The sequence below is a fragment of the Ralstonia sp. 25C genome (assembly GCF_051904805.1).
Taxonomy (GTDB): Bacteria; Pseudomonadota; Gammaproteobacteria; order Burkholderiales; family Burkholderiaceae; genus Ralstonia.
The window spans coordinates 997,591-1,021,729 of sequence record NZ_CP196738.1; the positions used below are offsets into that span (position 1 = coordinate 997,591).

A 24,139-nucleotide genomic window follows, 5' to 3' on the forward strand; every position below is an offset into this window, starting at 1 on the left:
GGAGACCACCATGGAATCGAATCTTCAGACGGGTGGCGTCGCCCGCTTGGGCGGCCGGGGCACGGTTGCGCTATTGGTGGCGCATTGCGCCGGCATGGTTGACTTGGTCGCCTTGCCGGTATGGGTCGGCACCCTGATCGGCAGCTATCACCTCGACCCGCAGCAGGCGGGCGGCTTGGTGACGTTGTTTCTGGCAGGGGCCGTGGCGAGCAGTGTGTTCTTTGCGCCGCGGGTCAACCGCTTGCCGACACGCGCATCGGCATCCGCCGGCTTTGCGGTGGCAATGCTGGCGTTTCTCGGCATGGCGACCTTGAGCGACAGCTATGCCGGCATGGCTGGTTTGCATGCCGTTGCGGGATTGGCGGTGGGGTGCAGCCTCAGTTTTACGCATGGCACGATCGGGCGTAGCCGCAATCCACATCGGTTGTTTGCTGCGGCGGGCTTGGCGCTGGGCTGCTTCGCCATCGCTTTCCTTGGCATCACGCCCGGGTTGGTCGCGGCGCATGGTGGGCCGATTCTCTTCCGCGTGTTTGCGGGTGTCATGGCGATTGCTGCTGTGCTGTGCGCGGTGGCGTTTCCGACGCTCGAAGCGCCGCGCCGCGAGGTGTCCGCTGCCGAGCCACGCTTTTCGCCGGCCGTGTGGAGCGGCATGCTGGGTGTTGCCTGCATGGCCCTAACACAAGCCATGGTGTTCAGCTTTGTCGAACGCATTGGCGTGGATCGAGGCTTTGGCCTGGCTGCCGTCACCTCGGTGCTGATCGCAACGGGGTTGGTGAATCTGCTGCCGGCGCCGCTGGCGGGCTTGCTGGAGTTGCATGTACCAGCCCGGCGGGTGGTGCTGGGTGGGCCACTCGCGCAGGCAACACTCGCACTCATCATTACGCAGAGTTCCATGTTGGCTCCCTATGCTGCGGCTGGCGCGGTGTTCGTCGCCGTCATGATCTTCACGCACACCTTCGCCTTTGGCGTATTGGCGAGAATGGACACCACCGGCCGTGCCGTGGCCGCCACGCCCGCCATGCTGATGACCGGCGCCGCCATTGGCCCGATCCTGGGCGGCACGCTCGTCAAGTTCCTGGGCTACGGCAGCCTTGGCATCGCCGCCGTCTTGATGGCCTCTGCCGCAGTGCTGTGTTTCTCGCGCCTTGAACGCCGCGCAGTGCCGGCAGGAGCCTCCGCATGACACTGAAACCGAAGCGTCGCTTTGTCGACCTCTCCATCTACCTGGAGAACGACGTGCTCTCCGATCCGCCACCACTGGCGCCGAAGATCACCTACCAGAAGCACGCCGACACCTTGCCCGAGTTCATGGCAATGCTGCCTGGCACAAAGCGGGAGGACTACCCCGATGGTGAAGCTGCCGCAGCCGAGTGGGTCACGCTCACCACGCACAGCGGCACGCACCTCGATGCGCCGTGGCATTTCCATTCAACGATGGACGCAACCCTGGGTGAGGCCAAACCGTCCATCACCATCGATGAAGTGCCGCTGGAATGGTGCTTCCAACCGGGTGTGAAGCTCGACTTCCGGCATTTTCCCGATGGCTACGTGGTGACGGCCGCAGATGTGGAAGCCGAGCTTGCACGGATCGGCCATGCGCTGCAGCCGCTCGACATCGTCGTGGTCAACACACGGGCGGGTTCCCGCTATGGGCACAACGATTACGTCAACGCGGGCTGCGGCATGGGCTACGAAGCGACGATGTATCTGCTCGAACGCGGCGTGCGGCTGACGGGTACCGATGCATGGAGTTGGGACGCACCGTTCTCCTACACCGCCAAGAAGATCGCAGAAACGGGCGACACCTCGCTGATCTGGGAAGGGCACAAGGCCGGCCGCGACATCGGCTACTGCCACCTGGAAAAGCTGCACAACCTTGAAGCGCTGCCGCCACACGGTTTTGTCATCAGTTGCTTCCCGCACAAGATTCGCGGTGCGTCTGCCGGGTGGACGCGCGCGGTCGCCATCTTTGACGCCGACAAGGAACACATGGCATGAGCTTGCCGACCATTCAACGTATCGTGACGGGTCATGACGCCGATGGGCGCGCGGTGATCGTCTCGCAGGGGCCCTTACCAACCGTGGTAGAAATTGCCGCAATTCCGGGCACGGTGTTTCATGAGGTGTGGAGCACGTCGGACACCCCGGCGCCGATCGACAACGGTGCGGACCCGACCGTGGGCGCGTTGATGCTGCCGCCGCCAACGCAGGGCACGCGCTTCCGCTTTGTCGATATTCCGCCCGATACCTCGGAGTTCCTGGCGCGTGGCGCGACCAGGATGCAGGAAGCATTCACGCAGGTGGGCGACGCACATGCCTCCACCGTGCGTGCCAATTCACCGCATCCGCTGATGCATCGCACGGAGTCGGTCGACTACGGCGTCGTCATCGACGGCGAGATGACGCTGGTGCTGGATGACTCCGAGGTGGCGCTTGTCCCGGGCAGCGTCGTCATTCAGCGCGGTACGAATCATGCTTGGGCCAACCGTTCCGACAGGCTGTGCCGGATGCTGTTCGTGCTCATTGACGGCGCCTACGACCCGGCCATCGCCGAGGCATTGCAGGCCCGCACGCATGCGGAGGCGCCATGAAATTCGCCACCTTGTCTGGTGCCGGCGCCGGCGGGCGGCTGGTCCTCGTGTCGCGTGATCTTAAGCTTGCCGTCGATGCGGCACCGATTGCCGCCACGCTGCTTGACGCTCTGGAGCGCTGGGACGACGTTGCCGCCCGCCTTCAGGCTCGCTATGACGAACTCAATGCCGGGCGCGTTGCCGAGGCATTCGCATTCGACCCGCAAGCGTGCCTGGCTCCGTTGCCACGCAGTCCGCAATGGTGTGACGGCTCGGCGTTCCTGAACCATGGCCGCCTGATGGAGCGCGCGTTCAACTCGCCGCCGATCCCCGATTTCGACACCATCCCGGTGATGTACCAGGGTGCGAGCGACGACTTTCTCGGCCCGTCGGAAGATGTGCCGCTGCCAAGCGAAGCCGACGGTATCGACTTTGAGGGCGAGTTTGGCGTCGTCGTTGGCCGCGTGCCGATGGGGGTGACGGCCGCACAGGCGTTGGAGCACATCCGCTTGATCGTGCAGATCAACGACTGGAGCCTGCGCGGGTTCGGTCCACGTGAAATGAAGACAGGCTTCGGCTTCCTGCAAGCCAAACCGTCGACCAGCTTTGCACCGGTTGCCGTCACGCCCGATGAGTTGGACTTGAACTGGCGCGATGGCCGCGTGCAATTGCGCTTGCATGTCGAATGGAACGGCCAATGGTTCGGCCACCCGTGTGGCGGCGATATGAACTTCAGCTTTGGTGACCTGATTGCGCACGCAGCGCGCACGCGCCGGCTGTCTGCCGGCACCATCATCGGTTCGGGCACTGTGTCGAATGCAAGCCGCACGGCAGGGTCTGCTTGCATTGCGGAAAGACGCGTCATCGAGATTATCGACGAAGGGCAGCCTAAGACCGCGTTCATGCGCTTTGGTGATCGCGTCCGCATGGTTGCGCGCGATGCCAGCGGTACGGCCCCTTTCGGCATCATTGACCAGCGCGTCATCGCATACAGTGAATCCAAGGTGGGGAAGGCTCCGCGATGAGAGTGCTTGTGACAGGTGCCAACGGTTTCGTCGGAACGGCGCTCGTGCGGCGATTGCTGGGAGAAGGTGTTGCGGCCGCAGGCGATGTGCAGGAACTGCTGCTGCTTGACCAGCAGGTGGATGCCGCACCGCAGGATGCTCGCGTCAAGATCGTCCATGGGGATTTCGGCGCGAAACAGACGCTCGACACTGCACTTTCGGAGCCAGTAGATCTCGCTTTCCACTTGGCAAGTGTGCCAGGCGCGCTGGCCGAATCCAATCCTGATTTGGGTGACCGGATTAACTTGTACGGCACGCTGGCGCTGTTTGAGCGGCTTGCGGACCAGGCAAAGCGGCATGCTCGGATACCGCGTGTTGTCTTTGCAAGCAGCGTCGCGGTCTACGGTGCGCCACTGCCGGCACAGATGGACGAGTACACGGCTGCGCATCCCACGATCAGCTACGGCGTGCACAAGCTGGTTGGGGAGCAGATCCTCACGGATTGGTCGCGTCGAGGCATGCTCGATGGCCGCTCATTGCGCTTGCCGGGAATCGTAGCGCGGCCGGGGTTATCAGTTGGCCACGGTTCGGCGTTCATGAGCGCGATCTTTCGTGCAGCACAACAAGGCCAGCCCTACACTTGTCCGGTCTCTCCATCAGCAACTTCATGGTGGATGTCGCGAGATTGCTGCGTTGACAATCTAGTGCACGCGGCGCGACTACCTGCCGATCAGCTTCATGCCACACGGGTGTGGACGCTACCCGTTTTACATCTGGCAGTTCAAATGGTGCTGGATGGTTTGGCTCGGCGTTTTGGAACAGGTCACATTGACTATGCGCCGGTGGCAGCCATTGAACAGCTGTTTGGGCGTCAGCCACCAATCGAGGACAAAAGGGCGGCAGCGGCGGGCTTTGTCCACGACGGCACGGTCGAACAACTGATTGAACGTGCGCTGGCCGTATAGCGCGGCTGCACCATGGCCGCCAGATCGCCGAGATCGAGCAGGACGTGCGCGCATCGACCCTTTCGGACGAACGCATCGGAAAGGGGCTCAAACTTGAGCCCGGCGCACCGGTGTTGAAGATTTCGCGCCGCTACCTGGTTGCCACCGGTGAAGCCTTTGAGTTCTCCGTGACGGTGCATCCTGCAGACAGCTTTTCGTTGTCGATGCGGCTGAAGCGATCTGCAGGGTAGAGACTGGCTGGACTGCACTGTACCGAAGGAGCGCGGTGACAGTCGTATGTGGAGGCGTCTCAGACGCTGGCCATGATTCGCCAACTTCGCGCGGCCGTTTCAATGCCTGCTTTGGATGCGCCGACGAATGGCTGAAATTCGCCGAAGGCGGTCGGTGATGGCACTACCTACGGCCGCCCGCTTTCGCCCCTGAGCGGCCGTTCAACATGTCTCCTTCCAAAAGGTCGTTTCAGAAGTAAAACCGCCACTCGTAGGATGAGGTAGTCCGACGTATATTCAGCGCAAGCGGTCATTTACGCTGGCGGCGCTGCCCATCGATTCCCAGTGGATTTCACGTTGCTCGCCATATAGCGGACGAATCAGTTTGACCGGGTTTCGATGGCTCAACGCCTGCCGCCACCCAACCTCTCACTCCTCGGAATCCCCGGCGTATCCACCGAAATGAGCGCCTCGATGGCAGTTTGGGCACAGCGCTATCGCGTTGTCGATTGTGTCCTCCCCGCCGATCGCCAAGGGGACGCGGTGGTGCACCTCAAGGTAAGGGGAACCGTCACTTCGACGACGGAAAGGTGCCGGCATGCCGCACCCTTCGCATCCCCCGGCGGCTCGAGCGAGGACTTCGACGATCACGTCCGCGTTCCGCCGGAACACGCTCGTCGTTACCTCTATCCGGGTCGGGAACCTCGGCGCTGCCCTCAAGCGGTCCAAGCGTGCCTCCCGGGAGAGTTGGCTGGATTGCTCGATGGCCTGCTGCAGCTCCACCTCGACATCAAACGGGAAACAGGCCGGTTCGTCGTCGACCACCAAGGCACGGATGTCGATCGACCGTGTTTGCGGCGGAGGTTCCTTCGTCGGGACGAGTTCCATCCAGAACGCGTCACCACTCGCCGAGGACAGCGTGCGGCCGACCTCAAACACATGCTCCAAGGAACAACGCCCTGTGTACACGTCTTTCAACACGCCGACGATCGGTATTCCATTGCTCCGTGCAAGCTCAAGCCGGTTCCAGTGCGCCACCCATGTTCTTCGCGTCGTGCGAGGCGTCGGTCTACTCGCGCAATACCAAAGGCTGCCGTCCAATACGTCTTTGCAGATAGCCACCACCGTCGGCACGCGCTTACCTTGCTCATCTTTAACGCTGTGGTAGTTCCAGATCGTCGTGACCAGGCGCGTCGCGTGCCCTTCGCGTGCTTGGGCCATGGACACGTCGAACGCTGCCCAATGCTGACTGGGGTTCTGCCCGCCCAGCGCCATGATCGCGTCCACATGCCCAGTCGTGAATGCCATCGGAGTCTCCTACCTAAACCCGAACAAGGCGATGGCCGGCCTTCCTTGCGCCTTCCCGATGGCGCCGCAAGAACTCAGCCTGGCGCGCCGAAGGGGCATTGCGCAAACGCACTCGACCACCCGTCATCACCAAAGCGCGCACACCCGCGTCCATCCCATGGGCCAATAGCAAGTGCCCGTCTGTATCGAAGCCAAGCAGATGTGAGTCGAGCAGGGCATGAAGGTGTGCACACAACATAAGACCGTTGTGAGCGTTCGTACGCTCCTCTGGTGTAGCTTCGCTCCATGGGACGATGTGGCACGCCTCGACCAAGCGCGGCGCTTTTAGATTGGTGAGCGCGCATCGCTTCCCCCAAAAATCGACGACGCGCTGAACGAAGACATCGTGACCGACACGCTGCGAGGACATCCCGGGCACGTCATACCCACCGTCACCACCTTGATAACCGCCCCCGTTATCGCTCCCACTTCGAGCGACTTCCTCGCCCTGGGGCGAGGTATAGCCCTTCACGTCTGCCCACACCACCGTCGGGTTGGAGCTCATCGAAAATCCTTCGAAGAACTTCGAGAAGGAAACACTGGTGTCCCCTTCGCCTTGCCATGGCTGTGCCACCGTCAGGGTATAGCGCGGCTTTCCGTCCTTGGTCTGGCCCGTCTCGCGCTTGGAGACGCAGGTGCCCACGTAGATGCTCGACATGCCCTTGTCGGAATTGAACAGCACGATCGTCTGCCCTTCAATCCCGTGGTCCAGAATGGCCTTCGCAAGGGGCCAATGGCCCGTCTGTTTCTTGGGAAAGAACTTGTCGTTCGTCTCCCTGCTTTCTGGCTTCCGATTGCTGAGGTTGATCGCGAGGAACGGCGTGCAGAGGTTGGGAATGTCAAACCAACGGTTCAGTTGAGGCATGGCCAAGGCCTTCTTGTTCTTTGGTCGGTCGATCGTATCACGCACCATAAGGGGTGACGAAAGCGCATGATTCGCGATCAAGTACATTCGATCTAGAGGTGCGAGAACACCGTGGCGCGGATTTGGCTTCAGCGTCAGCCTTCTAGAGAAAAACGGCCGTTGGAATGGCCATGCGCCAACAACAGCGACTGTCGGCAATTGGCCGTCAGCGGACGGCGGGGTGCCTATGTATGTTGCTCAGGTCTCACCGCTATACGGTGACGAGACCCGAATGCTCAAAGAGCGGCGGCGGGCCTTACGCATCGTCCTTGTATGTCTTCTTCGCTTTTCGCCAAGAGGACTCTCCAAATGGTTGCACCCCATGCATATGGATGTCTGCTGATATGGACTGGCCCTGGTAACTCGTCAACCCTGGCGAGGTGGCCGTGTTGACCAATCGGCGGGGCGAGCCTTACTCCGCGTCGGTGCAGGGCTCGCGAAGATGCAACGAGATTACTTAATCAGGAACCGTTCGTAGTTCTTGCCTGCAATCCATGCCGGTGCTCGGCCTCGGCCAGTCCAAGTCGAGCCTGACTTCGGGTCCTGATATTTGGGTTGGACGACAGAGCCTTTCCGCTTCTTCGTCTTCGCGGCGAGACCAAGGTCTTCTGCCGTCAATCCATACTCGAGCACGATTTGACGCACCTGCGCGATAGCCTTTTCAACTTCTGCCGCACGCGCAGCCTCGAGTTGTTCTTCCAATTTAGCTTTCTGAGCGAGCAGGTCTTTGTAAGTCGCCATGGTTTTCCTCTAGGTGGTATGGAATGGGAAGGATACCGCTAGAACAAAGGAGAACGAGTGCAGATTTGCTCCTAACGCGGACATATTGGCAAAACGGATTTCGAATGGGTTCTCGTGGACGAGTAGATAAGTTTCGCCGCCCACATTCTGCCGATTCGGTCGCTTGCAGTTCGAGCAGTGCACCACCCTCTAGCAGAGCCGGCCAAAACATCAAAGCTGGTATGCTGCCTACTACGACAACCAGACAGGAGGGCGTCATGGCTGCGAAAGAGGTCTCGAAGAAGAAGTACCTAAAAATCCTGAACAAACGTCTGCGCTCCGAGGTAGGTGCCTCGCCTAAGGCCCTGTTTGTCTTCTACCCTCCGGGCGTGAAGGCGAAATACGCCACAGGCGTCACTGCGAGTGAGCCAAACAGCAAGCGCGAATTGGGAATTATGGCGGCAATCCACCGCAAGGCAGCTGGCCAGTTCATCGTCACCGACGAAAAGGCGACGTAGGCGAGGGCTTAACGCTGGTCTGGCATCTCCTTGAGCTCTACCCACCCCAATCAGAATTCGTCGTGGAAGGTGCCGGTGGTTCCAGCCGTAGACCTGAGTTTTGAGAGCGTCTTTTTGGCGGCAAGAAGGACTACGTAGGTTTCCACGGTTGCAGCAGCCGACAACGTCCGCAACGTCTCGCGAAAAACCGGTGCAACGACATCGGGCGGCAGTCCAAGTCTGTCGGAGATGTCGAGTACGTAAGCGTACTGCTCCTCTCGAAGTTCTGAATCGGTCACTTGTGCACTGGCGTCAGCCAAGGTTCAGATGTTCCTGATTGTGAACCATTTCCTTGGCCATGCCGACGGCTCATCGAGTTTGCTGGCTGCTCCTGAACCGGTTGCGGTCGTCCGGCTTGCCCTCGTGCGGGGCGTTCAAGCGGACCGTTTCTCCGCCGCGCTAGCAAGCTTCTCCTCGACGAGGCGCTGCACCTTGTTTACGAGATATGCAAGTTCGGGCATGTCGCCATACATATCAAACTCACGGACCGCAATCAGGCCCATCGAAAATGGGCCCGGTGCAGGTTCGCAAGGAAGTCCACACTCAAAATTGCGACACCAATTGAGCTGACGCTCAATGCTGACTGCTGGCGGAAATGCCTGGGCGGCTAGTGGTCGAATCTGCCGAAGGGCTGCTTCAATCATTTCCAGCAGCGAATTCTCCATGATGACGTGCGCTCCAATGGCTGGCCGTGAGTCAATCCGCGCTTCGGCTATCGGTAAACGACAGCTTGTGGCCGAACGTGGACGGCGCTGTGCGTTCAGTTGTGTTGCGCCATTCTATTGGCGGAACGGCCGCTCTTGCCCGAGAAGAAGCGACCTGCGCAGTCGGCCGGAGGCCGCGCCGTTCTCAGCAAAAGTGGAATGCAATATCGCCAATGGTCTGCGCATCCATCTCGGAGACTCGCTCACTCGAAACAAAGGGCGCGAGGCGAACGAGAATCGCTTTCACGGGCACGTCACACCGGTTCACAAGTGAGACCAATTCTTCCTGGGCGGCAGAGCTCGTGACGTAGGTTTCAATAAGCCGCAACAGATGGTCACGTAGTTCTTCGATTGTCATTCTCGACCAGCGAAGGGTTGGTCTGCACTCTCATCCTTGTCGCCAGTCGTCGGGAGCAATGCCGTAGACGCGCTCGCACTCGTCGTATACCTCTTCGAGTGACGCATACCAATGGTCCGACGTCGGAAAAGACGCTTCTACCGATTCGTACCGCATCATCAGATAGCTACCGTCGCTAAGTTGTGCAATCTCGACCTTTTTGGTCGTGCCTGGGCTTGTACCTCGACCGTCAAGCGATTTCCGTGTTGGCGCCCAAATCAGCATAAATAGTTTGCATCCGTTGGGAGTGACGTTTCGGCGCCCGACAATCGCAGCGGGGCGACGGTCCATGGCCTAGTGGCAAGCGACCGCTTCTGGCTGCGGATTCAACCGGTCGATGCAACACACTAGAGACTGCGTGAGCAGTGGAGGTGTTGCAAATGAAACAACGGCGCCGGATCTACTACACCGAGAGTCAGAAGGCACTCATGTGGGAGCGCTGGCGTAAGGGCGACTCTCTCCAGCACATTGCCCAACTGTTCGATCGGAACCATTCTTCTGTACAACGGATTCTCGCGCAGACTGGTGGTATCCAGCCAGCGCAACGACACCGCTCCAGACTAGCGTTGACGCTTGCCGAGCGAGAAGAAATCTCCCGCTCGGTTGTGGCGGGGCTCTCGATACGTTCGATCGCCTTCCGGCTAGGGCGAGCTCCGTCCACAATTAGCCGCGAACTCCGGCGAAATGGCGGAAGCCATAGCTATCGTGCGAATCAGGCCGACGAGCTTGCCTGGGCTCGAGCACGCCGACCCAAGACATGTAAGCTCGTCAGAAACCGGACGCTGGCTCAGGTCGTGGCAGCCAAGCTGCGGCTACAGTGGTCCCCTGAGCAAATTGCCGGCTGGCTCAAGCACGCATATGCCGTCAACAAGGACTACCTGGTGTCACACGAGACGATCTATCGCAGCCTGTACATACAGGCCCGCGGTGCGCTTAAGAAGGAGCTGCTCGAACACCTGCGGCGTGAAAGAGCCATGCGTCGTTCGCGGCACCATACGCAGAAGACGGACGACCATGGTCGGATCTGCGACACGCTGCCGATCAGCGAGCGGCCTGCTACGGCGGACGACCGTGCGGTGCCCGGTCATTGGGAGGGCGACATGCTGTGTGGTAGCGGCGGCACCCAGATCGTGACCCTTGTGGAACGCCAAACGCGCTATCTCATGCTGGTCAAGATCGACAGCAAGGACAGCGCGACAGTCGTCAACGCGCTCGTAAAGCATGCGCGCAAACTGCCGCAGGAACTCTATAAATCGCTCACCTGGGATCGCGGGCCAGAGATGGCACAACACAAGCGCTTCACCGTTGCTACGGACATCAAGGTCTACTTCTGTGATCCTCATCATCCCTGGCAACGCGGCTCGAACGAGAACACGAATGGCCTCCTGAGACAGTACTTCCCGAAAGGGACTGATCTCTCCGTGCATTCACAGGCTAAGCTCAATGCTGTCGCCAGACGGCTCAACGAGCGTCCGCGCAAGACTCTAAACTTCGACACGCCAGCGGAACGATTCCATCAATACGTTGCATCGACCGGTTGAATCCGCAGCCGATAGCAGTCATTGTGGACGCCCCACCTTCATGGCGCTCCAATATGATGAGATTCAAAGGGCTCGCCATGCGTCGCTGACTGCGTAATTGCACGGACTTGAGCACTCAATTGCATTCCCATTGCACGCCCAATTGCATCGCTTGCGCACCCTCGACCTGACGGGTGCGCAGGTAATCAGTTTATGTTGTTTTCTTAGCCCTCAGTTTCCGCATCGACTCCCCTTTCAACTCCAGTGGGTGTGCCCGGTGTACGATCCGGTCCAGGATGGCGTCGGCTATTGTTGGATCTCCAAAGAGGTCGTACCAAGCGCTTGGCGGGTATTGGCTGGTCAGGATCAGCGAACCGATCATCGACTGGTGATCCAGGATGTCCAGTAGTACCGGGCCCAGTTGCGGATTGATGCCTCCAATGCCCAGGTCATCGATAATCAGCAGAGGGGTGGAGACCAGCTGCCGCCGCAGTTTTGGCAAGCTTCCATCCGCTTGGCTGTTGGCCAACTCCTCGAATAGACGGGTGGCGGTCATATATAGGGTACCGGTGCCTTGGCGGCAGGCCAGTTGGCCGAATGCACAAGCCAGCCAACTTTTCCCCGTTCCCGTCGCACCGGTCAGAATCAAGTTCTGCTTGTGCCGCATCCAGTCGCCTGTCGCCAAGGTTTGAATCTGTAGAGGGTCCAGGCCCCGGCCGTTTCGGTAGTCCATGTCTTCCAGAACCGCCTGGCTGTAGCGTAGTTTGGCCTTTTTGAGCAACCTTTCCACCTTGCGGTTTTCCTTGTTCCTCAACTCAAACTCGACCAGCAGGCCAAGGCGTTGCTCGAATGGCATGGTGGTAAATGCGGGGTCGGATTGTTGTCGTTCGAGGGCATCGGCCATGCCGTGCAATCCCAGTTGGCCGAGCATTTGGCTGGTCATCGAGTATGGTTGTGTCATGCCTGTGCCTCCTGTGCGAGTTGTTCGCCGTAATAGCCTGCGCCACGCAGGTTGCCGTGCTGCTGGACGGGCACTGCGTTTTGCTGCTCGGTGCGGGCGTCGGCGCGGGTGCGGATAATGCTCCGCAACCGGTCGAAGCTCAAACAATGCAGGCTCAAGGCGTAGGCGCATGCTGCTTCGATGCGATCCTGCCAACCTTCTCGGCGCGCATCGCGCCTGAGTGCTTGCGCTGCCTTCAGCCGGCCAGCGAAGTGGCGCTTTTCTTTGAAGCTTTGCTCAAGGAAGGCGAACGTCGCCGGCCCCAGCGATTTAGCCCAGGCCAACAGACTGTCGGGCGAGCCATCTCGTTGCATCAGATGATGGGGAGGTAGATGTTCGTCTCGTGTCGTTCTGCCGAGCTGTGCCAAGCGCAGATGTGCCGCGATCAGTCTGCGCTGGTGGTAGATGTGAATCTCGTCGGCAGAGGCCCTGATGTCCACGTGCCGGTGGGCAAAGGTGTACGGTACGGAATACAGGTGCCTCTCATGCTCCACGTGATAACTTTCATCGACACGGATGCGATAGCGCCATTGGCTGTAAGGATAGGGATGGTGGTTCAGCGGCCGTAGTGCGGGGGCATCCAGATCCAGGAAGCGTTGCATACGGCTGACCGGATAGGTCCGGGTTGTCCGCTCATTCAGCTTTTCCATCCAGTAGCCGAGTGCAGCATTAAGCTCGACTAGGCTGAAGAACACTTGATGGCGCAGACGTGCCAAGACCCAGCGCTGCACGATCTGCACCCCAATCTCGGCCATGGATTTGTCCTTGGGCTTGCGTGGCCGGGCTGGCAGCACGATGAAGTCGTAATGCTCGGCGAACTCCATATAGGCGGGGTTGAGAATCAGCGCCTGCCGGTCGTGCTTCAAGACGCCAGCCTTCAGATTGTCTGGTACCACATAACGCGGCACCCCGCCGAGATGGGCCAGCATCCGTTCGTGCGCTTTGAGCCAATCCTCGATCTTCTGCGATGCCACCGCCGTAGCGAACAGGTAGCCCGATGCCCCCAGCGCACCGACGAATACCTGAGCAAAGATGATCTCACCGGTGTTGGCGTCGCGGATTGGCATGGTGCGCCCGCAGAAATCAACGAACAGTTTTTCGCCGGGCGGGTGGCTTAGCCGCAGGCTGAGTTTGCAGCTTCGCCGCCAGGCACGATACAGACGGGTGTATTGCGTAGGCGAGGCCTGTGTACCCCGTCTTGATGCCTGGCTCGAGAAGCTGGAGCCTAGGGTACAGACGACGCTGTACCGTAAGCCGCACGATGGGATGACCGCTCCCAACTGGCGGTTGGCATTCACCCTGTCGCAGGGCCGGCGCCTGGTCAAACTGGGAAATCTTGACGCACTAACTGCATTGCTGCTGCTCTGGCTGGAGGCACGACATCATGACCGTCTTGAGGACATGCGACAGTTGGCAGGACTCCTTTACCAATTGCTGCTGATGCTTGGCATGGAGTTCCATCGGCGCCATATGGCTGAAGAGCTGTTCCTGATGTTTTGGGCCAAGGTGTTTGATCGCACGGACTGGGAGGATGGGCGCTTCGCTCTGGATGAAGCCCTCTACGTGCGCGGAGTCCACCTGCTGTATTGCCAATTGTACAAAGTCCGCGACCTGAACCCCTTCGCATCCTGGTTCGCCCGCTGCCAGGCCATGCAAAAGTTACTCAACGGCGAGAAGGGCCTAGACGCGCAGTTTGGCCTGCAGATCCTGCTGTTGCCAGACTGGCGAGAGGGCCCGCCCACCAGAAAGCAATGGGGGCTTTGGCGATATCACTGCCTGGATTGGCTGTGGGGTTGGACTCATCTGAACCGTAATTCCAACGGGCGGATTCCTAACGACGCACTATGGGATGAGCTGGAGGCCAAGTTCGACACATTCGAATGGACTAAGAGTCAGCCCCCCGCTTTGGCGGACCGGTGAGGCGGCCATGCGGAAACCCAGTAGCGCTGCGTAAAAATGAACAAATTGGGAACATTCCGCAACAGTCCCAATACAATCACTAGACGACCGGTCTAATTGTGGCTATAGTAAGCACCATGAACACGTCGCCCCCAACCAAAACCAACGATGTCCGCAAGAACATCCTTGCCAATGGCCAACGTCTCATGGCCGGCAAGGGTTTTTCCGCCGTTGGCATCAACGAGATTCTGACCGCCTCAGGCGTTCCGAAGGGGTCGTTCTACTACTACTTCGGCTCGAAGGACGCCCTCGGGGAAGCTATGCTCGAAGACTACTTCGAGGACTACCTGACCGACCTGGATGCCACCTTGAACGCGGCGGGTCTGAACATGGCTCAGCGCCTGATGAACTACTGGCAAAACTGGCAAGACACGCAATCCTTCTTCGACTGCCAAGGCAAATGCTTGGCGGTGAAGTTGGGCGCGGAAGTCGCAGACCTGTCGGAAGCCATGCGCTTGGCGCTAAAGCGTGGAACGGCCGGCATTACCGACCGTTTGGCGCGTGCCATCAAGGCCGGCATGGCGGAGGGCTCGTTGTCCGTCGATGGCACGCCCGACGCCGTGGCGCAAAGCCTTTACCAATTGTGGCTGGGTGCTAGCGTGATGGTGAAGATCGTTCGCAATACCCAACCTTTCGAGACGGCCATGATGACCACTCGCCAGATACTGCATCTTTCCCGCTGACCGGAAGGGAAGACGCAGCCGCACTTTTCGTGAAGTGCTTTTTTTGCACCTACTTTGTAGACGACCGGTCTAATTGTGTTTTTGCCCTCAAATGGAGAAGTAACATGAAAGTTCTGATGGTTCTGACCTCGCACGACCAACTCGGCAACACCGGCCGCAAGACCGGCTTTTGGCTCGAAGAACTGGCTGCCCCTTACTACGCCTTCAAGGACGCCGGTGCCCAGATCGTGCTGGCCTCGCCCAAGGGTGGCCAGCCGCCGCTCGATCCCAAGAGCAACGAACCGGCCTTCCAGACCGACGACACCCGCCGCTTCGAGGCCGATGCGCAAGCAACGGCTCAGCTGGCCGCGACCGTGCGTCTGGACAGCGTGAACGAGGCCGACTTCGATACGGTGTTCTATCCGGGCGGCCACGGTCCGCTGTGGGACTTGGCCGAGGATAAGCATTCGATCGCCCTGATCGAATCCTTTCTCGCCGCGAACAAGCCGGTCGCACTAGTCTGCCACGCGCCGGGCGTACTGCGTCACGTCAAGAAGCCGGATGGCCGCCCGCTGGTCGAAGGCAAGAGCGTCACCGGTTTCACCAACACCGAGGAAGCGGCCGTGGAACTCACTGATGTGGTGCCGTTCCTGGTCGAAGACGAACTCAAGGCCAAGGGCGGCAACTTCTCGCGCGGCGACGACTGGGCACCGTATGTGGTGAGCGATGGCCTGCTGATTACCGGCCAGAACCCGGCATCCTCGACTCCGACTGCGCAACTGCTGCTCAAGCAGGTCGGTGTGAGCAAGTAAGCATGGGTGCCTACGTGGTGATGATCCGTGAGCGCGTGACCGATCAGGCGGAGATGGATACCTACGCCCGGTTGGCCCCGCTCGCGCGTGAAGGACACGACATTGAACGTCTGGCCTTCTACGGCGCGCTGGACGCGCTGGAAGGTGCGCCGGCCGATGGCGTGGTCATCAACCGCTTCCCTACGATGGAAGACGCCCGCCGCTGGTACGACAGCTCGGCCTATAAGGCGGCGCGCGTTCACCGCCAGCGCGGCGCGGACTACCGCGTCTTCATCGTCGAAGGCATCGATGCGAAACCGGCGGCTTGATTGCCGCGACACGACACAAGAAGTCCTGCCGGCGCGGTTGTCCTGATGCAAGCGCGCCGGCGCAGGGCTGAGACGACAACGTCCGCCCTAACAGAATAAAGGTGATCCTATGCTGGAACGTATCAAGTCCGCCGGCTGGTTGCGCGAAACCAATTTCATCAACGGCCTATGGGTCGCTGCGGATGATGGTCACACCATCGCCGTGGAAGACCCCGCCACCGGCATGCAGATCGGCACGATTGCTCGAGCTGGTGCGGCTGAAACCCATCGCGCTATCGACGCCGCCCAGGCTGCGTTCACGGACTGGTCAATGACCACGGCCGCCGAACGTGCGGAACTGCTGCAAGCGATGGCGCGCATCGTGCGCGAGAACATGGACGAGCTGGCCGCCATGCTCACGCTGGAGCAAGGCAAGCCGCTGGCCGAGGCCCGTACCGAGATGAAACTCGGCGCCGACTACATCCAGTGGTTCGCCGAAGAAGCTCGTCGCATCAATGGCGAGATCATTCCGTCGCCATGGAAAGATCGGCAGATCCTGGTGACACGCGAGCCGGTCGGTGTGGTGGCGGCGATTTCGCCGTGGAATTTTCCGTTCTCGATGCTGGCGCGCAAGGTTGCGCCAGCGCTGGCGGCAGGCTGCACGATCGTGATCAAGCCGGCCGAGCTGACGCCTTACTGCGGTCTGCTGTGGGGCGTGCTGGCCGAGAAGGCGGGCATCCCGGCAGGCGTGCTCAACGTGGTGACGGGCGATGCGTCGGCCATTGGTAGTGAACTGACCGCCGATGCGCGTGTGCGCAAGCTGACCTTCACCGGCTCCACCCGGGTCGGCAAGCTGCTGTACGGACAGTCCGCAGAAACGATGAAGAAGCTCTCGCTGGAACTGGGCGGCAACGCACCGTTCATCGTGTTCGACGATGCCGACATCGACGCGGCCATCAAAGGCGCGCTGGTATCCAAGTACCGCAACAGCGGGCAGACCTGCATCTGCACCAATCGCTTCTACGTGCAGGACGGCATCTACGACGAGTTCGCCCGCCGCTTCACCGAGCATGTGCGTGCGATCAAGGTCGGCAACGGCTTCGAGCCGGACGTGCAGCAAGGCCCGCTCATCAATGCTGCAGCGGTACAAAAAGTCGCGAGCCACGTTGCCGATGCGCAAGCCAAAGGCGGAAAGATCCTCGCCGGCGGCAAGCCTCACGCACTTGGCGCGGCGTTCTTCGAGCCGACCGTCATCGCCAATGCAAGCGACGACATGCTGATCGCCCACGAAGAAACCTTCGGCCCGGTGGCAGCACTGTTCCGCTTCAAGGACGAGCAGGAAGCCATCGACAAGGCGAATGCCACCGAGTTTGGATTGGCCGCATATTTCTACACCCGCGACCTATCTCGCGTGTTCCGCATGTCGCGTGCGCTGGAGAGCGGCATGGTCGGCGTCAACGCGGGCCTGGTCACGACCGAAGTCGCGCCGTTCGGCGGTGTCAAAAACAGTGGCATCGGTAGTGAAGGTTCTTCACATGGCATCGAGGAATACTTGCACCTCAAATACATCAGCCTCGGCGGTATGTAAGCGCGAACAAGCAATAGCCGCCCCGGTGAGGCTGCCAGTACGCGCCTTATCTACCAATACAACTAGGTCGCCAATACAGAATTGGCCTCATGACAACCCGCCACGCAATCGGAGGCAATATGAACGCACCAGCAATTACCCCGTCCCGCCAAACGGTCGCCAGCTCAAACATTACCCGCGATGCTGCATTGGCCTTGATCGATGCCGCACGCACGGCCTGCCGCGTTATCGGCATCGAAGTAACGATCGCAATTACCGATGCAGCCGGCCACTTGAAGGCTTTCGAGCGTTCCGACAAAGCGGCTTTTTTGACTGCTGACGTCGCCACCGACAAGGCTTGGACCGCAGCGTCGTTTGGCTTGGCCACGCAGACGTGGAACGAGATCCTCGATAATGGGCAGGTCGCCCAACTGGCGCATCGTCCTCGACTCGTCGCGGTCGGCGGTGGCTACCCCATCATTCTCAATGGCGAGGTCGTTGGAGGAATTGGCATCTCGGGCGGTACCACGCAACAGGACCACGATGCATGCATCGTCGCTTTGAAAAGCCAAGGGTTCGAGCTGCGATAAGGTCTAGGGTCTGGTCTGAAGGAATAACCGATCGAAGCGGCCACTCAAATGGCCGGTCTGCGGAAACAGCGACCGGCCGTTGGCCGAACTCGGCCAGATTTGGCTCAGAGTCATGATGACAGCAGAGCTGCATATTTCAGTCGCAACCAGCGGAGAGTGCCGGAAGCGGTCAGCGCGACCGGAACAAGTGGTCAGATACGCTGAAAACGCGCCCCCCCCTGTGCAATAAGATGAAACTGGTGCGCAGTACAAATGGTCATGGGTGTGCACTGAGAATGCAACTGGGTGTGCAGTTGGGATGTAATTTCGCAGCTGACCTCTGGAGTTCGATTTAGTCCGAATTTTTCCAGTTCAGAAGGACTGCTTCGCCCTGAGCCGTGAACTCGCTTACAGAATCTTAACGACCGGTTCGCCGCCATGAAGGCGGCCTTCCGTGGACGCGATTGCCGCGGCAAGCTCGACGCAGAACAAGAGCGATAGCGTGAGCTCGATATGAGCTAGACAGAGGAGGGCAGCCAAGGCACTTTGATGCAGAAGTGCTCGTACGTTGCCGCCAACTCGGACCGACGTCAGCCTAAGTAGCCATGCTGCTGATGTATTGCGCCGATGTCATGTCACATGCATCAGCAGTAAGCCAGCGTAAGGACGAAACACCGCCCGTTCAGAGCCGCCCAGCCTCAATGATCTGCTTAAGAAACTCACGCGTACGAGGCTCCACGGGATCACCGAAGATTTGCTCTGGAGGGCCTTGTTCCAGCAAATGGCCTTGCTCCAAAAACACAACCAGATCCGAAACCTCACGAGCAAAATGCATCTCGTGCGTGGCCAGGATCATGGTCATGCCGTCGCGAGCCAAGCCACGCACCATGTTCAGGACCTCTGCGACAAGTTCGGGATCGAGTGCCGAAGTAATCTCATCCAATAAAATCGCTTCCGGTTTCATTGCGATCGCGCGTGCGATGGCGACCCGCTGCTGTTGTCCCCCTGAAAGTTGATCTGGGTAGTAGTTAGCTCGATGCTGGAGGTTCACTCGCTTCAGCAATTCGTGCGCTTCCGCCTGCGCCTCGTTCTTGCTCTTGCCCAAAAGCTTGATAGGGCCTAGGGCAATATTGTCCACAACCGTCATGTGCGGAAAGAGATTGTATGATTGAAAAACCATACCAACCTTTCGGCGCAGCTGATTGACGTTTACACCTGGGCCAGAAACCACATCGCCGGCGATTCGAACCTGGCCCCCATCAATTGCCTCCAGGGAATTCAAGCAACGAAGCAGCGTGGATTTTCCACTTCCGGATGCCCCAATTAACGTAACGACCTGATGTTTTTCTATGTTTAGATTGATGCCTTTCAAAACATCATGTTGGCCGTAGCTTTTTTTTACATCAAACAGTTCGATGAACGACATCATTTAACCCTTTGCTCTAACTTTGGTGCCGCGAGCCAGCATCCAATCGACGAACCTAGTTTGAGGAATGGTAACTGCGACAAACAGCAGCGCCACCACGGTAACCGAGGATAGGTTGAAGTTGGCGGAGGCGTAGAATTTGGCTTGGTTAAATGCGTCCATCGTTCCAATGATATTTACGAGCGACGTATCTTTTTGCAAAGCAATGAAGGCTCCAAGCAGCGGGGGAACAACCCGACGAATCGCCTGCGGCAAGATCACGTAACGGAGCGTCTGCCCGTAAGAAAAACCAAGAGAACGCGTGGCCGACCATTGTGACGGGTGAATGGATTCGATGCCAGAACGGTATATTTCAGCCATATATGCGCTATATGTCAGAGTGAGCGCAAGAATGGCGAAAAATTCCGGAGATAGGTCGCTAATAATGGGTACTTTCGCGATCGGCAATCCGAACCCAATAAGGTAGAGGATGATGATGGCTGGCACAGCTCGCATCGTATCGATATATGCGATTGCCAATGCACGCACCGGCTTGCCAGCTCTTCCGGGTACCATGCGAGCTATGGCGAGAACAAGGCCCAAGATCAAAACAAAGAATTGGGCGACAATTGCCATCCATATATTGAGCCAAAATGCTTTAAAGATATCTAAGGCGCTCTCGCGGATGAAATCCCAGCGGAAAAACGTCTTTTGAATGCTGGCGTTGTTCATCGCAACGGCCAGCAGCAAAAGAACGCCAATCGACAGCGTGAACATGAGTCCAAATGCAATCAGCGCATCCTGACGTGCGAGTTCCGCGCTTGCGCGCGAGGCCAGCACCTGTCCAAGCTTTGCCTCTCGTCCGCTGCGGCGAGAAGAAAACATAGCGCGAACTGCAAAGAAAAGAATCCCCACGCTTGCCGCCACTCCCACGGTACTCAATGCAACGCCAATTGCATGAGTCGCATCAGTGGTGGCATTTCGAGCGATGTTGCCTCCAATGGTGGCAATAGCGATCAGTAGGCCCAGCGCCGATAGCAGCGATGCAACCGAGATTCCAAGGCTTGGCGATGCTGGACTCAGAGCTCCCCTATTGGGAGTTCGGTCCAATGGTGCGGCTGTGGTTGTCATTTCACGCTCCAGAACGGAACGGATGCAGGGTCCACACCGAACTTCGGTTGAAGGTATGCAGCGGAAAGCTCTTTGAGCGTTCCGTCCTGCGAAAACTCGCCAACAATCGAATCGATGGTTTTGGAATTGGGCGAGCCGGGCGGTGTAATGGCGCCGTAACCTTGGTCAATCTTGAATTGCGCCACAACCCGTACCATTGCGTTGGATGTCTTAGCTTGGGCTAGCGCTAGCGTTGTATCTGTGATGACAGCATCGACCTGACCAGCGATCAGGGCCGTGAACATATCCGGCTGGCTTTGATACACGGCCACACTTCGAGGTTTCAGAACGTGGTTCACCCAATCTGATCCTGCATTCCCTTGGAGAACGCCGACTCGCTTTCCGCGCAGATTAGCTTCCGAAACATCCGAGGAACCTGTTGTTGCTACGCCGAGATTAGATGAGAAATAGGGTCGAGAGAAAGTGAAAACTCGCTTTCTAGCGTCCGTGATCGTAATGGTTGCCAATGCAATGTCGTAATTCGTTGCCGTACCGGAAATGAACTGGTCCCAGGCCATGTTCTTGATTTTCACATGGTGCAGACCTGCACGATAAGCAACGTTCGCAGCAAGGCAGTATTCGAAGCCACTATCGACCGCTGTTGGCGAGATGCCATTCCACCATCCTGGATTAGGAAGGACGGTACCAACTGTCAGAGTGTCCGCTTCCTGCGTTGCGAGCGTAACGCTGCTAGGTTTTCCTGTCAGTTTGCAGGAACCGAAAGAGAATCCGTTCGGCGCCGAAGTGGCGGCAAACGACGCTGAACATGCACTTGCAAGTGCAGCGGCGAGCAAGGCGGAGTTGATGAGCGAAGAACGTTTCAGCACGACTATCTCCTGATAGCAATTACGACAAGGAAGTGAGTGCCCGACGCTCTGCGAATACGGTGCAATGCCGCGCAAATGCTTCGAACAACTTACCAATTTGGGTTGTGTCAGCAAGCGATTCTTCGGGATGCCATTGGACGCCAACGCCCCACGCATGTCCGTCCAGCTCAATTGCCTCTACCACTCCGTCTGCTGCGAACGCAGAAATGATTAGTCCGTCACCCAATCGGTCCACCGCTTGGTGGTGGCCTGACCGAATCGCCATGTCGCACTCGCCAAAAATTTCCCCCAGCCTCGTATTCCGAAGGACTCGCACGCTGTGTCCAGTCATGAAAGCGTTATCGGAAGTGGAGTTGTGCATCGTCTCGGGCCCAAGGTCTTGAATCAACGTGCCGCCAAGGGCAACGTTCAGAATCTGCATTCCGCGGCAGATGCCAACAAGAGGAAGCCCGACGCTTATGGCCGAGCGAACGAGGCCAATTTCAAAGTTGTCCGCTTTGACATCGATTCCATATGAGAGGCAACTTGCTGCTTGCTGCCCATAGATTTCCGGATGGATGTCACCCCCACCGAGTATCACCAGACCGTCATACAGACTCGTCAGATCCTCTGCGGCTTCGCACGAAGTTGCGGCATCGACAACGTCGGCATCCAGTCCGGCGGCCGCCAGTTGATCGGTCACGCTCTTGGTTAGTGTTCGAAGCGTTGCGTTGAGCTCGGGCGACACCAGCTTTGAGTCCATGGAACCGGAAACCAAGACGCGAGGGTTCCGGGTGGCGCCGCAGTCGATGTTCGATATCATCTATACGTTAAAGTGTTGTACTATCTAAAACTCTAACATATAGATGTTATGGTCAAGAATTTTTCGGCATTAGGACTTACCCCAGTAAGTGGGCAAAGTGCCCCGGAGGCCATCGTGCGGCGCCTCACAGAGAGGATTACGGCTGGGGAACTCAAGCCGGGGGACAGACTGCCTTCGGAAAGTGAACTCGCGCGTGCGCTTGGCGTTGCGCCAATGACGTTGCGGAACGCACTTGCATCACTTCGCGAGATCGGCTTGGTCGAAACCACCCGAGGCCGGCACGGAGGGACCTATGTTTCGATCGACTTGGCAGAGCGCCTAAGGGAGGCCGCCAAGGCGACCACGATGACGGTCGAGGAGCTTCGTAGCCTGACCGACTGGCGTAGAGCCATTTCGGGAGAAGCCGCATATCTTGCGGCTCAGCGAGGTACGGCCGAAGATTTCGCAGCAATCCAAGCTGCTGCAGACGAGTTCAAACGCTGTACGCCAATTGACCCGCAGCGCCGGATTGCAGACGCACGTTTGCATACGTTGATTGCAGAAGTCTCGAAATCTGCGGACTTGGTCCAGCAAGAAATCCAAATTCAGAAGCAGCTCACTAAATTGATTTTGGCGCAGCCGACTCCGTCACTGGCCAAGACAACGCGCGCGATGCAGCATCATCCGCTTGTCGCTGCGATTCTTCGGAGGGATGCGGAGGGCGCTCGGCAGGAGACTATTGAGCACGTTGAATCGACTTACGACTGGGTGTTTAGCCTGATAACCACGTCGGGCGCTCCCGTGAGTCGTCGCAGACGTTCAACAACTTAACCAGCGAGCACAAGCTATGGCAGCGGTCTGGCACGAAGCGTGAGGCAAAGTGCGCCCTCGCTTCATCAATGTTCAGATGAGCAGCAAGGATCGTTTTTGACTGGTTGGGGGATAGGAAGCTCGAAAGAGCGAATGCTGGGCCGCGGGGAGGGTGGTTCGCGCGCTGTTGGCCAATGCGGGCAGACTCTACAACTGAGTCCAAACGGTGATGCACGCAGTCTTCGAAAAAAGAGGGGGAGTCCCCCCTCTTTTTAAAAGTAAGCGGTTAAAACCAATGCCTCAGCCCGACCGCAACTTCAGTTTGGCTATTTCCGCCTGGGAGCTGAACATTCGCTGCACCACTTACGTGATTAAAATCCACTTGGGTGTAAACGCTTGTTCTCTTCGAGAAAGAATACTCAGCTTCCGATACGACTGACCACCTGACGCCATTGTTCCCTGGGGTTTTCATGGCGTCGCGGATTCTGTCGTAATAATAAGCCTCTCGCAGCAAGATGCGAGGCGTCAATTGATAGGATACCCCTGCAAAAAATCCAGAATCTTTGCGTGCAACATCCGTCGTGCCACTCGGCGCTCCGATAATATTGAGTTGCCCATCACCGATGCCGGCTAAGTCGTGGTTATTCTGGTAGCCTGCGTACAAAGTTGCCGATCCAATCGCATAGGACGCGCCGGCGCCAAACAACCGCTGTGCGCCTGCTCCTGTTGAGCTTTTCGTTTGTTGGTAAGTTGACCCAATTGAGAAGCCATTTTGAGAGTATGAAATGGCTGCGCCAATTTGCGATCCCGTTGCTATGCTGCCTGGAACGCCGCCAACTCCATATTCGAGGGCGACGGTTACAGGGCCAAAATCTTTACTATAGTTGATGGAACTAGATCTGCGGACTTGATCGGTCCCATACCACCACGCTGTGTTGTAGTAAACACCGACCGTCAGTGGGTCGTAGACCTGCATGGTATTGTAGAAGATAGTGTTTTGCCGCCCGAGGGATAGCTTTCCATAATCTCCGGAAAGGCCAACAAACGCAGCTCTGTCGAAAATCACTCCGCTGGATGCCATTTTTCCATCTTGGAGGTTGAAGCCGCTCTCCAATTTGAAGAACGCCTTTGTTCCTCCGCCTAGATCTTCGCCACCAGTCAGCCCCCAGCGGCTGTGATTAATTGCCCCATTAGACATCTGTAAAAGACTCTGTCCTTGGGGATTGGCATGATTCTGCCAAACCAAGCTAACATCAGCCACGCCATAAAGCGTAAGGTTTGATTGTGCGTAAGAAGCGGAACTCAGTCCGGCCAGGATCGATGCCGCAATGGCACTCAGAGCAATCTTCATAAAAACATCCCAGTTTTATTATCGACTTTTATTACATAAAAG

General features: G+C 58.3%; 28 protein-coding genes. 15 read left to right on the plus strand and 13 right to left on the minus strand.

Annotated elements, in window-relative coordinates:
* Positions 1-10 precede the first annotated feature (10 nt).
* The 6 genes from ACS7SF_RS22925 to ACS7SF_RS22950 are packed head-to-tail and all read left to right on the plus strand — an operon-like array spanning position 11 to position 4,769.
* Positions 11-1,183, plus strand: a complete 1,173-nt coding sequence (locus ACS7SF_RS22925) for an MFS transporter (protein WP_439894413.1) — start codon at positions 11-13, stop codon at positions 1,181-1,183.
* A gap of 2 nt (positions 1,184-1,185) precedes the next feature.
* Entirely contained in the window at positions 1,186-1,998 is an 813-nt protein-coding gene (locus ACS7SF_RS22930) for a cyclase family protein (protein ID WP_439894459.1), read from the plus strand.
* Entirely contained in the window at positions 1,995-2,591 is a 597-nt protein-coding gene (locus ACS7SF_RS22935) for a cupin domain-containing protein (protein ID WP_439894414.1), read from the plus strand. Before ACS7SF_RS22930 ends, ACS7SF_RS22935 begins: the two co-directional genes overlap by 4 nt.
* On the plus strand, positions 2,588-3,595 hold the full coding sequence (locus tag ACS7SF_RS22940) for a fumarylacetoacetate hydrolase family protein (RefSeq protein WP_439894415.1): 1,008 nt from the start codon (positions 2,588-2,590) through the stop codon (positions 3,593-3,595). The genes ACS7SF_RS22935 and ACS7SF_RS22940 overlap by 4 nt, the downstream gene beginning before the upstream one ends.
* A complete protein-coding gene (locus ACS7SF_RS22945; protein WP_439894416.1) occupies positions 3,592-4,539 on the plus strand; it encodes an NAD-dependent epimerase/dehydratase family protein in 948 nt (315 codons plus the stop codon). The genes ACS7SF_RS22940 and ACS7SF_RS22945 overlap by 4 nt, the downstream gene beginning before the upstream one ends.
* Before the next feature lie 5 nt (positions 4,540-4,544).
* Positions 4,545-4,769: a UTRA domain-containing protein gene (locus ACS7SF_RS22950; RefSeq protein ID WP_439894460.1), complete on the plus strand. Its 225-nt coding sequence runs from the start codon at positions 4,545-4,547 to the stop codon at positions 4,767-4,769.
* Between the two features lie 408 nt (positions 4,770-5,177).
* On the opposite strand, the gene ACS7SF_RS22955 is transcribed toward ACS7SF_RS22950, so the two are convergent.
* The 3 genes from ACS7SF_RS22955 to ACS7SF_RS22965 form a co-directional block, all read right to left on the minus strand.
* Positions 5,178-6,056 (minus strand): HNH endonuclease, encoded by an 879-nt coding sequence (locus ACS7SF_RS22955; RefSeq protein WP_439894417.1) that lies wholly within the window; start codon positions 6,054-6,056, stop codon positions 5,178-5,180.
* A gap of 13 nt (positions 6,057-6,069) precedes the next feature.
* The gene (locus ACS7SF_RS22960) at positions 6,070-6,960 is read right to left on the minus strand and encodes an HNH endonuclease (RefSeq protein ID WP_439894418.1); all 891 of its coding nucleotides are present in this window, start codon (positions 6,958-6,960) and stop codon (positions 6,070-6,072) included.
* Positions 6,961-7,452: 492 nt separating this feature from the next.
* On the minus strand, positions 7,453-7,740 hold the full coding sequence (locus tag ACS7SF_RS22965; RefSeq protein ID WP_369120163.1) for an H-NS histone family protein: 288 nt from the start codon (positions 7,738-7,740) through the stop codon (positions 7,453-7,455).
* 257 nt (positions 7,741-7,997) lie between these two features.
* Here ACS7SF_RS22965 and ACS7SF_RS22970 point away from each other — a divergent pair, with 257 nt between their 5' ends.
* Positions 7,998-8,237 carry a hypothetical protein gene (locus ACS7SF_RS22970; protein WP_439894419.1) on the plus strand — a complete coding sequence of 80 codons (240 nt, stop codon included), beginning with the start codon at positions 7,998-8,000 and terminating at the stop codon, positions 8,235-8,237.
* A gap of 50 nt (positions 8,238-8,287) precedes the next feature.
* On the opposite strand, the gene ACS7SF_RS22975 is transcribed toward ACS7SF_RS22970, so the two are convergent.
* From ACS7SF_RS22975 to ACS7SF_RS22985, 3 genes are all read right to left on the minus strand, one after another.
* A complete protein-coding gene (locus tag ACS7SF_RS22975) occupies positions 8,288-8,536 on the minus strand; it encodes a hypothetical protein (RefSeq protein WP_439894420.1) in 249 nt (82 codons plus the stop codon).
* 114 nt (positions 8,537-8,650) lie between these two features.
* Positions 8,651-8,941, minus strand: coding sequence for a hypothetical protein (locus ACS7SF_RS22980; protein WP_439894421.1), 291 nt, complete (start codon positions 8,939-8,941; stop codon positions 8,651-8,653).
* 184 nt (positions 8,942-9,125) lie between these two features.
* Positions 9,126-9,338, minus strand: coding sequence for a hypothetical protein (locus ACS7SF_RS22985; protein ID WP_439894422.1), 213 nt, complete (start codon positions 9,336-9,338; stop codon positions 9,126-9,128).
* Positions 9,339-9,757: 419 nt separating this feature from the next.
* On the opposite strand from ACS7SF_RS22985, the gene ACS7SF_RS22990 reads away from it, so the two are divergent.
* The gene (locus ACS7SF_RS22990) at positions 9,758-10,918 is read left to right on the plus strand and encodes an IS30 family transposase (RefSeq protein ID WP_439893089.1); all 1,161 of its coding nucleotides are present in this window, start codon (positions 9,758-9,760) and stop codon (positions 10,916-10,918) included.
* A 190-nt stretch (positions 10,919-11,108) separates the two neighbouring features.
* Here the strand turns inward: ACS7SF_RS22990 and istB are convergent, their stop codons facing one another.
* A complete protein-coding gene (gene istB / locus ACS7SF_RS22995) occupies positions 11,109-11,858 on the minus strand; it encodes an IS21-like element helper ATPase IstB (RefSeq protein ID WP_439894423.1) in 750 nt (249 codons plus the stop codon).
* Positions 11,855-13,195 (minus strand): IS21 family transposase, encoded by a 1,341-nt coding sequence (gene istA / locus ACS7SF_RS23000; protein ID WP_439894424.1) that lies wholly within the window; start codon positions 13,193-13,195, stop codon positions 11,855-11,857. Before istA ends, istB begins: the two co-directional genes overlap by 4 nt.
* Between istA and ACS7SF_RS23005 the strand changes: the two genes are divergently transcribed.
* The 6 genes from ACS7SF_RS23005 to ACS7SF_RS23030 all read left to right on the plus strand — a co-directional run bounded on the left by ACS7SF_RS23005 (position 13,164) and on the right by ACS7SF_RS23030 (position 17,774).
* Complete coding sequence (locus ACS7SF_RS23005) at positions 13,164-13,817, plus strand: hypothetical protein (protein ID WP_439894425.1); 654 nt, start codon at positions 13,164-13,166, stop codon at positions 13,815-13,817. The genes istA and ACS7SF_RS23005 overlap by 32 nt on opposite strands.
* Before the next feature lie 116 nt (positions 13,818-13,933).
* On the plus strand, positions 13,934-14,539 hold the full coding sequence (locus ACS7SF_RS23010; RefSeq protein ID WP_439894426.1) for a TetR/AcrR family transcriptional regulator: 606 nt from the start codon (positions 13,934-13,936) through the stop codon (positions 14,537-14,539).
* Between the two features lie 104 nt (positions 14,540-14,643).
* Complete coding sequence (locus ACS7SF_RS23015; RefSeq protein WP_439894427.1) at positions 14,644-15,330, plus strand: type 1 glutamine amidotransferase domain-containing protein; 687 nt, start codon at positions 14,644-14,646, stop codon at positions 15,328-15,330.
* Between the two features lie 2 nt (positions 15,331-15,332).
* Positions 15,333-15,638, plus strand: a complete 306-nt coding sequence (locus tag ACS7SF_RS23020) for a DUF1330 domain-containing protein (RefSeq protein WP_439892808.1) — start codon at positions 15,333-15,335, stop codon at positions 15,636-15,638.
* Positions 15,639-15,747: 109 nt separating this feature from the next.
* The gene (locus tag ACS7SF_RS23025) at positions 15,748-17,205 is read left to right on the plus strand and encodes an NAD-dependent succinate-semialdehyde dehydrogenase (protein WP_439892809.1); all 1,458 of its coding nucleotides are present in this window, start codon (positions 15,748-15,750) and stop codon (positions 17,203-17,205) included.
* A gap of 119 nt (positions 17,206-17,324) precedes the next feature.
* Positions 17,325-17,774 (plus strand): GlcG/HbpS family heme-binding protein, encoded by a 450-nt coding sequence (locus tag ACS7SF_RS23030; RefSeq protein WP_439892810.1) that lies wholly within the window; start codon positions 17,325-17,327, stop codon positions 17,772-17,774.
* A gap of 661 nt (positions 17,775-18,435) precedes the next feature.
* Here ACS7SF_RS23030 and ACS7SF_RS23035 read toward each other — a convergent pair.
* From ACS7SF_RS23035 to ACS7SF_RS23050, 4 genes are read right to left on the minus strand one after another with little or no spacing between them, the layout of a single operon-like run.
* Positions 18,436-19,179 (minus strand): amino acid ABC transporter ATP-binding protein, encoded by a 744-nt coding sequence (locus ACS7SF_RS23035; RefSeq protein WP_439894461.1) that lies wholly within the window; start codon positions 19,177-19,179, stop codon positions 18,436-18,438.
* A gap of 3 nt (positions 19,180-19,182) precedes the next feature.
* The gene (locus tag ACS7SF_RS23040; RefSeq protein ID WP_439892811.1) at positions 19,183-20,289 is read right to left on the minus strand and encodes an amino acid ABC transporter permease; all 1,107 of its coding nucleotides are present in this window, start codon (positions 20,287-20,289) and stop codon (positions 19,183-19,185) included.
* On the minus strand, positions 20,286-21,155 hold the full coding sequence (locus tag ACS7SF_RS23045; protein ID WP_439892812.1) for an ABC transporter substrate-binding protein: 870 nt from the start codon (positions 21,153-21,155) through the stop codon (positions 20,286-20,288). Before ACS7SF_RS23045 ends, ACS7SF_RS23040 begins: the two co-directional genes overlap by 4 nt.
* Positions 21,156-21,174: 19 nt before the next feature.
* Positions 21,175-21,897: a gamma-glutamyl-gamma-aminobutyrate hydrolase family protein gene (locus ACS7SF_RS23050; RefSeq protein WP_439892813.1), complete on the minus strand. Its 723-nt coding sequence runs from the start codon at positions 21,895-21,897 to the stop codon at positions 21,175-21,177.
* Between the two features lie 108 nt (positions 21,898-22,005).
* On the opposite strand from ACS7SF_RS23050, the gene ACS7SF_RS23055 reads away from it, so the two are divergent.
* Positions 22,006-22,767: a FadR/GntR family transcriptional regulator gene (locus tag ACS7SF_RS23055; RefSeq protein ID WP_439892814.1), complete on the plus strand. Its 762-nt coding sequence runs from the start codon at positions 22,006-22,008 to the stop codon at positions 22,765-22,767.
* A gap of 265 nt (positions 22,768-23,032) precedes the next feature.
* Here the strand turns inward: ACS7SF_RS23055 and ACS7SF_RS23060 are convergent, their stop codons facing one another.
* Positions 23,033-24,097 (minus strand): porin, encoded by a 1,065-nt coding sequence (locus ACS7SF_RS23060; protein ID WP_439892815.1) that lies wholly within the window; start codon positions 24,095-24,097, stop codon positions 23,033-23,035.
* Positions 24,098-24,139: the final 42 nt, after the last annotated feature.

Bases quoted from the DNA above. Each gene is read 5' to 3' on its own strand.
- ACS7SF_RS22935 (WP_439894414.1), top strand. From the start codon at position 1,995: ATGAGCTTGCCGACCATTCAACGTATCGTGACGGGTCATGACGCCGAT.
- ACS7SF_RS23025 (WP_439892809.1), top strand. From the start codon at position 15,748: ATGCTGGAACGTATCAAGTCCGCCGGCTGGTTGCGCGAAACCAATTTC.
- ACS7SF_RS22985 (WP_439894422.1), bottom strand. From the start codon at position 9,338: ATGACAATCGAAGAACTACGTGACCATCTGTTGCGGCTTATTGAAACC.
- ACS7SF_RS22960 (WP_439894418.1), bottom strand. From the start codon at position 6,960: ATGCCTCAACTGAACCGTTGGTTTGACATTCCCAACCTCTGCACGCCG.
- ACS7SF_RS23030 (WP_439892810.1), top strand. From the start codon at position 17,325: ATGAACGCACCAGCAATTACCCCGTCCCGCCAAACGGTCGCCAGCTCA.
- ACS7SF_RS22965 (WP_369120163.1), bottom strand. From the start codon at position 7,740: ATGGCGACTTACAAAGACCTGCTCGCTCAGAAAGCTAAATTGGAAGAA.
- ACS7SF_RS23020 (WP_439892808.1), top strand. From the start codon at position 15,333: ATGGGTGCCTACGTGGTGATGATCCGTGAGCGCGTGACCGATCAGGCG.
- ACS7SF_RS22955 (WP_439894417.1), bottom strand. From the start codon at position 6,056: ATGGCATTCACGACTGGGCATGTGGACGCGATCATGGCGCTGGGCGGG.
- ACS7SF_RS23055 (WP_439892814.1), top strand. From the start codon at position 22,006: ATGGTCAAGAATTTTTCGGCATTAGGACTTACCCCAGTAAGTGGGCAA.
- ACS7SF_RS23035 (WP_439894461.1), bottom strand. From the start codon at position 19,179: ATGTCGTTCATCGAACTGTTTGATGTAAAAAAAAGCTACGGCCAACAT.
- ACS7SF_RS22925 (WP_439894413.1), top strand. From the start codon at position 11: ATGGAATCGAATCTTCAGACGGGTGGCGTCGCCCGCTTGGGCGGCCGG.
- ACS7SF_RS22980 (WP_439894421.1), bottom strand. From the start codon at position 8,941: ATGGAGAATTCGCTGCTGGAAATGATTGAAGCAGCCCTTCGGCAGATT.
- ACS7SF_RS22940 (WP_439894415.1), top strand. From the start codon at position 2,588: ATGAAATTCGCCACCTTGTCTGGTGCCGGCGCCGGCGGGCGGCTGGTC.
- ACS7SF_RS23040 (WP_439892811.1), bottom strand. From the start codon at position 20,289: ATGACAACCACAGCCGCACCATTGGACCGAACTCCCAATAGGGGAGCT.
- ACS7SF_RS23005 (WP_439894425.1), top strand. From the start codon at position 13,164: ATGACCGCTCCCAACTGGCGGTTGGCATTCACCCTGTCGCAGGGCCGG.
- ACS7SF_RS23015 (WP_439894427.1), top strand. From the start codon at position 14,644: ATGAAAGTTCTGATGGTTCTGACCTCGCACGACCAACTCGGCAACACC.
- ACS7SF_RS22990 (WP_439893089.1), top strand. From the start codon at position 9,758: ATGAAACAACGGCGCCGGATCTACTACACCGAGAGTCAGAAGGCACTC.
- istB (WP_439894423.1), bottom strand. From the start codon at position 11,858: ATGACACAACCATACTCGATGACCAGCCAAATGCTCGGCCAACTGGGA.
- ACS7SF_RS22945 (WP_439894416.1), top strand. From the start codon at position 3,592: ATGAGAGTGCTTGTGACAGGTGCCAACGGTTTCGTCGGAACGGCGCTC.
- ACS7SF_RS22970 (WP_439894419.1), top strand. From the start codon at position 7,998: ATGGCTGCGAAAGAGGTCTCGAAGAAGAAGTACCTAAAAATCCTGAAC.
- ACS7SF_RS23060 (WP_439892815.1), bottom strand. From the start codon at position 24,097: ATGAAGATTGCTCTGAGTGCCATTGCGGCATCGATCCTGGCCGGACTG.
- ACS7SF_RS23010 (WP_439894426.1), top strand. From the start codon at position 13,934: ATGAACACGTCGCCCCCAACCAAAACCAACGATGTCCGCAAGAACATC.
- ACS7SF_RS23050 (WP_439892813.1), bottom strand. From the start codon at position 21,897: ATGGACTCAAAGCTGGTGTCGCCCGAGCTCAACGCAACGCTTCGAACA.